Genomic DNA, 11810 nt, shown 5'->3' on the forward strand with positions numbered 1-11810 from the left:
TTTGCAAGGTCGCGGAACCTGCGATCCTGGCGGCGGTCCCACGCTGCAGGAGCAATGGAAGGAGCAGACCTTCACCGCAGGTGCAGCCGACAAACATCCTCGAACGGAAGGGATGCGGACAAAGTTGCCGCTGGCGTGACTGTTTCGAGAGACCGCTTTCATTCGGTTTCTACGTGCGTCAGCGGGCTTTCGACCGGCGGCGGAGCGACATCCAATACACCGAGTGCGTCCAAACCGCCCAGAATTGAATCCACAGCGATTGTTGCGAGAACAATTCCCATGACCCGGCTGATGACGCTTGCACCGGTGTTTCCGATCACTTTGTGGACGGCGCTGGCAACAAGCAAAAGGAGCAGAGTTAGTAGCAAAACGATCAATAGAAGGCCTGCTGTGATAGCCTGATCTGCAATAGACTCCGTGTGGTTGTCCGTCAGGATCACGATGGCCAGCATCGCACCGGGTGAGGCGATGGATGGCATAGCAAGCGGGAAAACTGCCCCGGCGAGGTGATCGCGCTCGGCCTCCTCGATCTCGCGTGCGGGTTTGGATTCGCCAAAAACCATCGTCATTGCGAACAGGAATAGAATTACCCCGCCAGCGATCTGAAACGAGCCGAAGCGAAGTCCAAGTGCCTCAAGAAGAAACTGACCGCCAACAAGGAACGCGAGAAGAACAAACGCCGCTATAAGGACAGCGCGCATGGCAAAGCGTCGGTGCAGCGTTCGAGGCACGCCCTGAACGGCAAACAGAAATACCGGGATGGACCCAATCGGGTCGATGACGACGATCAGTGTGATCAATTCCTTGGCAAGCGCAGCCCAATCCATGGTCGGTCAACAGTCTTTCTGTTAAGTTAGAGCCTTCTATGTCGGCAAGTTGAGCCAGAGGCAATGTCTATGTTGAGAGCAACGATACTGAAAGCAATCGTGATTCTGAACCTTTCAGGTGTCTCCGCTCTGTCGCAGAAACTTGACGAAGCGAGGCGTCTCCCGAAGCGCAGGAAGCGCCCTTTGCAAACTCGGCCGTTTGACCCAACCAGCTGAGATTATATGCTGCGGCGCGGCCCGCCGTTCCCGCCGTTCGCTGCACCTGCACCACAACGACAGAGAGGGCGCAGAATTGGGCCAGGTGCCTCTCCTTGCAGCTCTGCTCCAAGGAGCATCCTTACATGCGTAAATTGTATGTTAACCTCGCGTAATAGTATTTTAATGATTGTAGAGGGAAGTTTATGACCCAGCGATTCCACTTCCGGCGTGCGCTTCGAGGAGGCGCCGCACTCCTGTTCATCACGTCGGCATCAACGGCAAGCGCGCAAGATGCGCCGCGGGACGGCTCGGTTCTGCCGCTGCCGCAGGCCCCTTTCGAAGGGGTCATCACGGAAACCTTCGAGGGCTCGACCCAGGACTATCCCCAGCCGGTGAAACCGCCCCAAGAGGCCCCCAACATCATTGTCGTACTCATCGACGATCTCGGCTACGGGCAGCCCGGCACATTCGGGGGTCCGGTTCCGACCCCGGCCATGGATGCCCTCGCCGAAGATGGCCTGCGTTTCACGCGGTTTCACACCACCGCAATCTGTTCGCCGACACGGGCGAGCCTGCTGACCGGCCGAAACCACCATCAGAGCGGCTTTGGCACGATCACCGAGCTCTCCACCGGCTATCCGGGCTATGACAGCATCTGGCCGCGCTCTACCGCGACCATAGCGGAGATCCTCAAGGATCACGGCTATTCGACCTCGGCCTTCGGCAAGTGGCACAATACGCCGGATTGGGAGACCTCTCCGTTGGGGCCGTTCGATCACTGGCCGACCGGGCTCGGATTTGAATACTGGTACGGCTTCCAGGGCGGCGAGACCAGCCAATGGGACCCTCAGCTCTTCCGGAACACGATCCCGGTGGAGCCGGAGACCACCCCGGAGGAAGGCTACAACCTCAACGTCGATCTGGTGAACGATGCGGTCGCCTGGCTCGATCGCCAACAATCCGTCGCGCCCGACAAGCCCTATTTCATGTATTTTGCGCCGGGCGCGGTGCATGCCCCGCTGCACGTCAGCGAAGAATGGATCGACAAGTTCGCCGGCCAGTTCGACCAGGGCTGGGACGCGGTCCGCGAAGAGACACTGGCCCGGCAGAAGGATATCGGCGTTGTCCCCGAGGATACAGACTTCACGCCGCGACCGGAGGAGATCCGGGCCTGGGACTCCCTGGACGCAGATGCGCAAAAGCTCTTCAGCAAGCACCAAGAGGTCTTTGCCGGCTTCCTGGCGCAGACCGATTATGAAATCGGGCGCCTTATCGAAAAGGTGCGCACCATGCCCGGCGCCGACAATACGTTGATCATCCTCATTGCGGGCGACAACGGCCCGAGCGCCGAGGGCAGCATCACCGGCACGCTCAACAACATGATGACCCAGAACGGCGTACCCGACACGGTCGAAGCGCAGCTGCCCGTGATAGACGAGATCGGCGGCCCGCTGCATGAAAATCACTACCCTGTGGGCTGGGCCTGGGCAGGTTCGTCGCCGTTCCAGTGGATGAAGCGCGTGCCCTCGCATTTCGGGGGGACCCGAAATGGCATGGTCATCAGCTGGCCCGCGCAGATCACCGACACCGGCGGCATCCGGACGCAGTTCCATCACGTCGTGGACATCGCCGCCGAGAACCCCGAGAAGCTCGCCGAGCTTCAGGCGATGTTCGACGAAGAGGCCCAGAAGTTCCAGGTCTACCCGCTCGACGATCGCTTCTCTGATCGCGCAAGAAACCCCGAACGCCCGTCTGTGACCCGCGGTCGCGACGTCTTCAGCTATGCGCCGGGCACGGTCCGCATACCCGAAGGCAGCGCGGCTCCGGCCTATCAGCGCTCTCATACGATCACCGCCGAGATCGAGGTGCCCGAGGGAGGCGCAAGTGGCGTGATGATCGCGAACGGTGGGTCGTCGGCGGGATACACGCTGTATCTTGAGGACGGGGTGCCGGTCTATGAGTTCAACTTTTTCGGCAAGGAACTCTACCGGGTCGCGGGAGAGGCCTCGCTGGAGCCGGGCGAGCATACCGTGACGATGGTGTATGAACAGCTTCCTTTCGAGGCCGGGAAGGAGGTCACAGGCGGCACGGCGACCCTTCTCGTGGACGGTGCCGAGGTTGCAACCGGACACGTCGAGAAGGTCGTGCCGTCCCGCTACTCTGCAACCGAGACGCTGGACATTGGAATGGACCTCGGTGCAACGGTCACTCCCGGCTACAGGGAGGATGCGCCATTCGCATTCACTGGCACGATCAAGCAGGTGACCGTAGAGCTGCAGTAGCGGCAAATTCGGGCCGCGGCGGATAGGGCAAGTGCCCTGTGCCGCGGCCCAGCCGACGACGGGCATGGCGCAGGAAGGATCGAGATGGGGCGTTTCCGCCCGGAGGCCGTGGTGCCCAGCGCTGCCACTGTCTTCATTTGACAGCGCAGAGCGGCTTATCTACCGCGCCAAATAAGCTATCGGAGGAGGGCACCTCCTTCGACATGTCCAACATCGTCGAGGATTTCATCAGCAAGGGGATGCAGTAACGTGCGTCTCTCCGGGCAATGTTCGCAATCAGGAATTCCTTCATGACACACTCGGTATCATTTTTGCTGTCAATCTTGTGTGTCGTTGGCGTTGAAGCCGACGCCGCCGAGCTAGTGCGGATCGAGGGAGGCCGGTTCCAGATGGGATCGGCCAACCATTACAGGGAAGAACAGCCGGTCCGATGGGTTGAGGTCGGGCCGTTCGAGATATCAGCCACGGAAGTCACGAACGAGCAATTCGCGTCCTTCGTCGACGCAACCGGATATGTCACCACCGCCGAGCGCGTACTGGCCCCTGCCGACCATCCGAATTGGCCAGAGATTCTGCTGCAGCCTGGCTCCATGGTGTTCGCGCAGCCGTCGGAACCGACGGAACTCGATGACGCGACCGCCTGGTGGCGTTACGTACCTGGTGCAAACTGGCGTCAGCCGACTGGCCCGGATAGTTCCATTGTGACGCTGGGGGATCATCCTGTTGTGCAGGTATCCCCGGAAGATGCGGCGGCCTATGCCGAATGGGCTGGCGGTCGGCTGCCGACGGAAGCCGAATGGGAATTCGCAGCGCGAGGCGGGCGCAAGGACAATAGTTGGGACGAGCCCTACGACCCGGCTTCGGGATGGAAGGCAAACAGCTGGCAGGGCGCGTTCCCGAGCAGTGACCTCGAACTCGACGGGCATCACGGCACGTCGCCCGTCGCATCGTTCCCCGCGAACGACTATGGCCTCCACGATATGATCGGTAACGTGTGGGAGTATGTCTCGGACTGGTGGGTGCCAGCCCATCCGCGTGTCAACCAGATTGACCCGATCGGCCCGCCCGAGGTGCTGGCGGCTAAGTTTTCGTCGTCTGATATCGGCGCCCGCAAGGTCGTCAAGGGGGGCTCCTGGCTTTGTGCGCCCAACTACTGCGGACGATACCGCCCTTCCGGACGTCAGCCTGCGGAACGTGGGCTTGGTTCCAACCACATAGGTTTCCGTGTCGCGCGCGACATCGAATAGCGCAGCGGAATGTGGATGAGGGCTTCAGGCGTCCCATCACTCGCCGCACATGAAGTCTCCACGACACGCTGGCAAGAACACCAAACTGAGTAAATGCACGCGCATCAAACTTGGCAGCGGCAGCGAAAGTCCGCTCCGGCAAGGCTGCGGCGCGGCGAAGATCAGCACTTCGAACGACTGGAAAGGGCTGGGTGGCGCCATCTGGACGCTTGGATTTAATGCGGATCCGCTGCAACCTTGCTGCCGCGATGCCGCAAGTCGGCTTCGAGCCCATACCTACCAAAGTTCAAGGGCGTCTTCGTTGCTTCAAGCGATGCCGAATGTTATCCCGATCCTATGATCAACGTAATGACGAAAATTCAAGAACAGTTCGGTTTTCAAAAACCGCCGCACGGCCTCTTTTACTCTTTTGATCGAGCCTTGCGGTTTGAACTGGGAGGCGAAGGTTTTGGATCAGATCGCCCAATACGTCGCTTCGTTCAAGCTCACGAAAGGGCAAATACAATTTCGCAGACGCTCTTTGAGAACTCGTCCGAAGTTTTCGTTCTGCTTTCCAGCTACGGAACAGAAAAGCCAAAGAAAAAGCGCCTAAAGTCCCTCAAGCTATGCGGGATAAAGCGGCGAGAAATTCAATACTTGTGCAGAGAGCCGCAACAGGATGCCGAGCATATTGCAGCGTTTGGTAACGATATTTTTCGACACTGGGAAGTCGCTAAGCTCGAAGATAGACGAGCCATTTCGGAAATCCTGTGGCTTGGAATAGCTTCAGAAATGGCCATTGAGCCAAGCTTCCGTGGATCGTTAAGCGCATATCTGGTTGATTTATCGAACGGGTTAATGCTGCACGTCTACGATGATCGAGGGATGGACATCATCGCGACTAATGAGGTACCGCTGAAAAAGCTTTTCACAACATACCGCTCATGGTTGCTTGAGTATGATCTCCCTCAAATGACTGCAATGTTTGGCGGCGGCACCCAGTAACTTACTAGGCGTTTTGTCCGCGCTGCCGACCCACAGTAGCCTTCGAATTTCGTGCTTGCGGCGAATGGCGGCAATGCGGGTCGCGGATGCAGAAATCGAGGACATCACTGGACGACGGCTTAGGGCCGTCAGTAAGGGCACTCGGGCGAGGGACGAAGAACACCATCAACAACTACTCTACCCTCGGCGACTTCTGCGCCCTCACCCGATAATACAACAACCAAGACACCTTCGACATCTTTGGTCGCGAGTAATCCATCGTCTTCAAGTTTCCGCAGCACCTGCTTTAATTCGGGAGAGCTCCCAGTCAGCCCAATCACGCTAAGCCAGTCAGACAGCAATAGCTCGTTTGAAGAGTAGGCAGGGCAACGAAACAGCACCCTCAGCAACGCCAACGCCTTGTGTTGGCTAGAGAGCGTTTCAAATTGATGCGGAGTATTCTGTAACATTCGGAAAGAATTGCACGTTCGCTGTCTGTTTTACCACCCCTCACCAAGCTCCCGATGTCCGCTTTTATGGGCCACGCTGCAGCAGAACTATAGGGTAGCGAAGGTCCGTAGTGGGCCTTCCACGTCGATCACCGATGCCTAGTTTAGGCGAAACGTTGCGGTGCCGCCGCACGAAGTCCTGAATCCGATCATGTGATCATCGCCAGGGCGGTGAGCTGTTGGTCGCTGCGCTCTGGACGAAGGGCGGCAGTGCGCAATAGCGACATTTGCAAAGTCCCCCTTTCCTAGGGGAACTACACCTCACGAACGTCCCTTTACCGACCTTGGTCGCTTCCCAACGGGCCGCGTGACTGCTTACCCAAACCAGACACTGAAAGATGTCGTAACGAGTTGACTGCTGGCGCTCAGTTGGCAATCCTCAGAGCCTCGCAATAGCGTCAGAGTAGTGGGCATTCCTTGGGATGCCAGGTGTGGTTAGTTGCAGTGTGTTGGCAAGCAAATCCATGAAGGCGTCATACACGGCCCTTCTGGACCCGTTAATACGCCGTGTGCGATAAGCGAACCAATGGAACACAAGCCTTGAGACGACTTTGCCAAAGAACGACCTGACGCCACACAGCGCGTTGTAGGCTTCAGCAGGAAGGGAGTCGGTTTGAAAATGACCAAGCGTCTTTGCTTTACAGAGTAACGAAGACGTTTTTACGAAAGGCTCGCGCGCTCCCGGCGTCGCGATGATCGACATTGGACTTTGACGATTGAACAACTTCTCATGGTGGCCAATGTACTTGTAATCCAAGGCACAAATGCGCCGAAGCTTTTGTGACAAGCTATCCCTAAAGGCAACGAACTCAGCTCGAATAGCCTGCCTGCGGTTGGTTGTCGCAAATAGCGACAAAGCCGACGTGAACTGAAAATCCAGTATGACGTCAGATTCCCAACTGTAACCATAGGTATTAATCACCTGCGGATGGTCGATAATTTGGTTTCGAAGGTCGTCATAGTCTCGATCCATTGCGACGACGACGTTTGATATGCCATCGTCAACCACTTTTTGAGCAAGAGGCCGCACCAGAGATTTCCCGCCCATACTTTTACAATGGACAGCCTTACCATTTTCAACGAACACGCGCTCCCAAAAGACCTCGTCTAGAGAGGAACCCTCGCCTTCAACCACCTTTCCCTCGCAATAGACAATGAAGTCTACGTCGTGAAATAAATGCTCGTTACCAATTCCCAAACTTGTTCTAGTAAACATCTGAAATGCACTGCTCAATCTTAATTACACGATCTTGAAACGATCCGACAATATCGGGTGAATGCGTGGCTGAAATGATCTGGCAAGACCCATTCAAGCTTCTAATATGCCCAAATAATGCGCTCTGCCAACTAACATGCAGCGATAGTTCTGGTTCATCATAGATGAACACCACAGGCCGCTCTTCTTGCAACAATGCTTCACCCAGAATGATAAATAACTGTTTTTCCCCCGAAGAAAGAACCTCAATGCCCACGACTTCTCCAGTTTCGAGGTGAACCATCGGAGTGTTTCTTTCATCGAAGTGGATTTCCTTGCCGGAAAAAAGCTTGTTGATAATTCCTTCGAATTGAACTCGTGGTTGGAAAATCGCTTCCCGTTGCTCTTGAAGACTTCTCCACTCTTTGAGCATTTCACTTACACGGGCGGCGTCAGACAGAGAAATGGCATCTTGCAAGGTCAACCCTTTCTCCTTGTTTTGCCAATTCTCTCTAGCTTGCGCAGTTCTAGTGTAGTGAGCCGTTACGCTTCGTGTAGCCTTCGTATTTGAAACCCCAAGGTCCTTCAAAACGCTAACTACTGACTGCTTACTTTCTGCTTCCATGAAAGCTTGGCCAAGAACATCTTGATCGGAGTGCTTTTGGTCGAGAAGCGATAGGAAGACATGCTCTTGAAAATTCTTACTTTCTGCTTCGGCTTTTGAGTTAAGCAACGAAAAGAAATTTGAAAATGCGCGAGATATATCCTGCAACTTGTGATCAATGGAAGACTCGTAACTATCTTCACGGCGATTACGACGTTCAAGTTCGGCGCTTGCGCGATGAATGGAAAGCCAGTTGACCTCGACTAGATCGGACAGAATGCACTCAATCTTGCACCAACTTCTCTATGCCTCATGTTCCGTGTAAATCTTGCGTCGCGGTATATACGGTCGTCGAAAGGGCCTTCGACGCCATAGGTCGTTCCTTTCTCGCTGGCCTTCTCCTTGACGGTGTAGATCAGTTCGAAACTGCCCATTTTGGGATCAACAACCTTGGCCACCTCAATCAACGGCTTCCGGTTTGCGCCGACGGTCTTCATTTTTATTGTGACTTTGTCGAACTGAACAGCATAAAGCGCTGGAATATCCGCACGAAGAACGGCGGAAACCAAGTTAATTATTGTGGTCTTCCCACTGCCATTAGGCCCGATAAGAAAATTTAGATCAGGGTGCAGTTGCAACGATACATTCTTTCGCCCCCAAAAACCTTCAATCTCAACGCTTTCAATGTAATTCACGTTTCCAAGTCCAATTACTATTAACAGTATCCCAGTATCCAAGCCAAAGGCGTTGTCGGCTTAAGGCAACCCTACGACGTCAGTGCGTCCCTGACCATTCCTTAAGGGAGCAAAAAGCGACTATGGCTCAAGGTCTGCTTAGGATGTCCGTTGCTCAAGCACATAGTGCCTGTGGCGAACGGCCGGTATCCGCCATTCCAGCATGTGCTGCCCAGGCAGTCTACAGACGAAATGGATTGCTGCTTTGGGCTGGCTGGCGTCATCTGGCAGCTTGAATTTGGTGCGGATCCGCTGCAACCTTGCAGCCGCACCGCCGCATGTCGGCTTCGAGCCCAATACTCGACATTCGCAATGGCTCCAATGAGTGGCGCGCTTTAGTGGAAGCCAAGGTTGGAAACGCGGAAGTCGGAGCCGATCAGGTAGAGAAATATCGGGAAATTGCCAAAGAACAGGGCCTTGATTGCGTTATCACAATATCAAACCAATTCGCCACCCAGCCCGAGCATCACCCGGTCGAAGACATTCGGAAAAGCCGCTCGAAAATACCAGTTTTCCACTGGTCTTGGATGTCCATCCTCACCATCACCGACATATTGCTCAAACAAGACGGCGTTTCCGATGAAGACCAGAAACTGCTCTTGAACGAATTAAGGCGATTCCTGACGCATGAAAGCGCAGGCGTTAAAGGGTTTGATCGAATGCCTCCTGAATGGGCCGAGATCAACAGGCTGGTGTCGGCTGGCGGGAAAATCCCGGCCAAATCACACGAAGCGTCTGTTGTTCTGGATGCGTGGCACCAAGAAACTCGCGACCTGTCGCTTATTCTCAGTCGGCAGACTGAAGCTGCGGTGCAGGAGAAGTTGCCAAGGAAACATCAGACAGATCCCGCGCAGCGTAGAAAGGACGAATTGCAACACCTGCGCGAAGACGGACAGCTCAAGTCGGTATTGGACGTGCCCGACGCAGCGGCCCCGGTCGAGGTCGTTGCAGATATCGCGCGCCGAACAATTGATATCGGCATGTCGCTTCGCGCGCCGGAAGACAAGGTTTCATCCAAGGCACGTGTGAACTGGTTACTTCGCCAAGTAAAAACCGAAAAGATTGACCAAGTCTTTGTTAGGATGATTTGGCCAGGACGAAGTGAAAGCACTCAATTTCAGCTATCCGAACTCATCGAAGACCCAGCGATTTGTGAAAAAGACAAAAACGGCCTTCAAGTCACCAGATTCCACATTTTCATCGCACGCCGTTTAGGCGCGAAGTTCACACAGCAAGTCAACTTCATTAAAGAACTCGAAGACGTGGTGCCCTTCTTCTACCGCGAGATTGGCCAGAACCTGCAAGAATGGCGCAAACCAGCACCAAAGATCAAAGTGGATCGCAGCGCGGCAGAGGATGTAGCAGTCGATGCGCTGCAAGATGAAGCGGAAGCAGATCGAGCGGAGTAGCTTTAGGCCTCGATTCCGCGCAGAAGTTAAACGTCCGCTCTGTCCGGTCACCCGTCCTCGACAGTGGTTGGTGGCTGCATCTGCAGCGAAGGTCTGTTTCCTCCATTGCTCGTGCAGCATTGGACCGTTGCCCAGGTGGCAGATCCTGAGACTTTGCAAATGTCGCTAATTCTGGATAGCCGACATTCGCGCAGAATGCAGCATCCGACACATTGGGCTCGAAGCCGACTTGCGGCATCGCGGCAGCAAGGTTGCAGCGGATCCGCATTAAATCCAAGCGTCCAGATGGCGCCACCCAGCCCAAAATGACCGGTGCGAAGTGAGGTTGGTTGTTGTTGCCGCACATGCACACACCGCGCCTCGACTTCCCGGAACCTGACATTCAAGCTGTCAAACGCGGCTTTTTGCCTTCAATGTAGGCAGTGAACCCAGACCTACCAACCCTTAGCAGATACTATGAGTTCATATAGCTGAGGACATCTTGCCTACTTGGCTTGTTTTGAAGGAGGGTAAGTACTTCCGCATAACCGCGAGGGAAACCATCAATTTCAGAAACTACATTGCAGGCAAACTGCTCAATTTCTTCGTCAATATCGGTGCTAAACTTCCCAATCATTTCAAAGGCTTGTTCCATTGCAAGCCTCTCAGATTGAAATTCTTTCATCGCTTTTAGCCAAGCACTTGTAAACAATTGCCAGTCTTGATCGTCCATATGAAATTCTTGCCTCTAAGCTGCAAAAAGAGATTTGGCTCAAGGTATGAGCATACTGGCAATGATGGACTTACGACACTAAAAGCATAAGCGTTGCGATTTCAGCAGACGGTCGCTTCGTCCCGCTCAGCCGCGGTTGGCACCACAAACTCGCTGGGCTTCCCTACCAAACTTGCCAGATGTCCGCTAGGAGCCTATTTTGTTGAAAAACTCGCCCTTTGCGGTCACTGACCACTAGGCGGGCCCTCGCAACCGTAGAAGGCCGTGAACGGGTCTGACCAGCGGCCAGCCTTGGCTGCGGTGACCGGATCGACGCCCTGACGGACAACAAGCTCCGTGAAGAAACCGTGCCGTCCTGCGGGATGCGCAGAAAGATACGGGATACCCGCACGCTGGCAGATCGTCTTCCAGCGCGTGTTGTAGCCCGTCGAGCTGCCATACCCAAAAACTCGCGCCTTCATCAGTTTGCCGGTCTTGCGGTTCTTGGGGCGTTTGGGCGGCAAGGACAGCAACTCGTCCATCATCTGAGGCGAGACGGTGATCCAACTCTCCGGATGGCCCTTTTGCGCTTTCACGCGGACTTTGTTTTCGTGCGGTCGAAGGTCATCCGGCTCCAATGACACGGCCTGATCAATCCGTGCGGCCGTCTCGAACATGAAACGGACCAGCGCGGCGTTGTATGGATCAGCGGCACGGCAGAAGGCCTCGATCCACTCCTTGTCGGCGGGCTTGCGTTCCACACGGCTGGTCTTTCCGCGCCGCTTGTCCTGAGCAATGCGCTCAAACTTGTCATAGGGCTTCACCCGTATCAGAGGCGTACCTTCCAGCTCGTGCGCGTTGTTGATCACCGCACTCGCGGGCGTCACGATTTCACGCCACCAGGTATCGGTCGGCGCTTTGGGTTTCAGTGTCCGTCGTCATATAAAATGGGACATCAGAGCGGCTTGAACATTGGAGGCTCTGGTTCGGTTGCGTGATTGATTATGCTGCTTGTTTTTTGATGTTGCAAGCGGCGGCTTTGGATCGTCATTTTCTTGATCTTTTCCCTTTCTCTGATGATGGCTTTGTCACGTCCAAAATAGACGTCAGCGGGTGTGACGTTGCTCAGGCTCTCGTGGTAGCGCTGGTTG

The 11810-nt window shown here is 55.1% G+C and carries 11 protein-coding genes and 1 pseudogene; 4 read left to right on the plus strand and 8 right to left on the minus strand.

All coding sequences use genetic code 11. The features are described 5' to 3' along the window. Positions 1-158 precede the first annotated feature (158 nt). Complete coding sequence (locus tag ACN0VH_RS08480) at positions 159-827, minus strand: MarC family protein (RefSeq protein ID WP_278921963.1); 669 nt, start codon at positions 825-827, stop codon at positions 159-161. A gap of 401 nt (positions 828-1228) precedes the next feature. Between ACN0VH_RS08480 and ACN0VH_RS08485 the strand changes: the two genes are divergently transcribed. The 3 genes from ACN0VH_RS08485 (at position 1229) to ACN0VH_RS08495 (ending at position 5538) form a co-directional block, all read left to right on the plus strand. After that, positions 1229-3307, plus strand: coding sequence for an arylsulfatase (locus ACN0VH_RS08485; RefSeq protein ID WP_417700315.1), 2079 nt, complete (start codon positions 1229-1231; stop codon positions 3305-3307). Positions 3308-3597: 290 nt separating this feature from the next. Further along, positions 3598-4554, plus strand: a complete 957-nt coding sequence (locus ACN0VH_RS08490; RefSeq protein ID WP_417700316.1) for a formylglycine-generating enzyme family protein — start codon at positions 3598-3600, stop codon at positions 4552-4554. A gap of 348 nt (positions 4555-4902) precedes the next feature. Then, positions 4903-5538: a DUF3885 domain-containing protein gene (locus ACN0VH_RS08495; protein ID WP_417700317.1), complete on the plus strand. Its 636-nt coding sequence runs from the start codon at positions 4903-4905 to the stop codon at positions 5536-5538. 128 nt (positions 5539-5666) lie between these two features. Here the strand turns inward: ACN0VH_RS08495 and ACN0VH_RS20870 are convergent, their stop codons facing one another. The 4 genes from ACN0VH_RS20870 to ACN0VH_RS08510 form a co-directional block, all read right to left on the minus strand. Further along, the gene (locus tag ACN0VH_RS20870; RefSeq protein WP_490362983.1) at positions 5667-5987 is read right to left on the minus strand and encodes a VpaChn25_0724 family phage protein; all 321 of its coding nucleotides are present in this window, start codon (positions 5985-5987) and stop codon (positions 5667-5669) included. Positions 5988-6405: 418 nt separating this feature from the next. Continuing rightward, on the minus strand, positions 6406-7242 hold the full coding sequence (locus ACN0VH_RS08500) for a DUF4435 domain-containing protein (RefSeq protein ID WP_417700318.1): 837 nt from the start codon (positions 7240-7242) through the stop codon (positions 6406-6408). Continuing rightward, entirely contained in the window at positions 7232-8113 is an 882-nt protein-coding gene (locus ACN0VH_RS08505) for an AAA family ATPase (RefSeq protein ID WP_417700345.1), read from the minus strand. The genes ACN0VH_RS08500 and ACN0VH_RS08505 overlap by 11 nt, the downstream gene beginning before the upstream one ends. Beyond that, positions 8089-8520, minus strand: a complete 432-nt coding sequence (locus ACN0VH_RS08510; protein ID WP_417700320.1) for an AAA family ATPase — start codon at positions 8518-8520, stop codon at positions 8089-8091. The genes ACN0VH_RS08505 and ACN0VH_RS08510 overlap by 25 nt, the downstream gene beginning before the upstream one ends. Before the next feature lie 299 nt (positions 8521-8819). Between ACN0VH_RS08510 and ACN0VH_RS08515 the strand changes: the two genes are divergently transcribed. Further along, positions 8820-9968 carry a hypothetical protein gene (locus ACN0VH_RS08515; RefSeq protein ID WP_417700322.1) on the plus strand — a complete coding sequence of 383 codons (1149 nt, stop codon included), beginning with the start codon at positions 8820-8822 and terminating at the stop codon, positions 9966-9968. Positions 9969-10422: 454 nt separating this feature from the next. Here ACN0VH_RS08515 and ACN0VH_RS08520 read toward each other — a convergent pair whose 3' ends face one another. The 3 genes and pseudogenes from ACN0VH_RS08520 to ACN0VH_RS08530 all read right to left on the minus strand — a co-directional run. Beyond that, the gene (locus ACN0VH_RS08520; protein ID WP_417700324.1) at positions 10423-10680 is read right to left on the minus strand and encodes a hypothetical protein; all 258 of its coding nucleotides are present in this window, start codon (positions 10678-10680) and stop codon (positions 10423-10425) included. A gap of 224 nt (positions 10681-10904) precedes the next feature. After that, entirely contained in the window at positions 10905-11546 is a 642-nt protein-coding gene (locus tag ACN0VH_RS08525; RefSeq protein ID WP_417700325.1) for a tyrosine-type recombinase/integrase, read from the minus strand. Between the two features lie 68 nt (positions 11547-11614). Then, positions 11615-11810: pseudogene (locus ACN0VH_RS08530) on the minus strand (hypothetical protein); the annotation flags it as partial.

The organism is Pseudophaeobacter sp., assembly GCF_048267565.1.
GTDB lineage: Bacteria > Pseudomonadota > Alphaproteobacteria > Rhodobacterales > Rhodobacteraceae > Pseudophaeobacter > Pseudophaeobacter profundi.

Coding starts and splice junctions, on each gene's coding strand:
- ACN0VH_RS08500 (WP_417700318.1), bottom strand. CDS start 7,242: ATGTTTACTAGAACAAGTTTGGGAATTGGTAACGAGCATTTATTTCAC.
- ACN0VH_RS08480 (WP_278921963.1), bottom strand. CDS start 827: ATGGATTGGGCTGCGCTTGCCAAGGAATTGATCACACTGATCGTCGTC.
- ACN0VH_RS08490 (WP_417700316.1), top strand. CDS start 3,598: ATGACACACTCGGTATCATTTTTGCTGTCAATCTTGTGTGTCGTTGGC.
- ACN0VH_RS20870 (WP_490362983.1), bottom strand. CDS start 5,987: ATGTTACAGAATACTCCGCATCAATTTGAAACGCTCTCTAGCCAACAC.
- ACN0VH_RS08495 (WP_417700317.1), top strand. CDS start 4,903: ATGACGAAAATTCAAGAACAGTTCGGTTTTCAAAAACCGCCGCACGGC.
- ACN0VH_RS08520 (WP_417700324.1), bottom strand. CDS start 10,680: ATGGACGATCAAGACTGGCAATTGTTTACAAGTGCTTGGCTAAAAGCG.
- ACN0VH_RS08485 (WP_417700315.1), top strand. CDS start 1,229: ATGACCCAGCGATTCCACTTCCGGCGTGCGCTTCGAGGAGGCGCCGCA.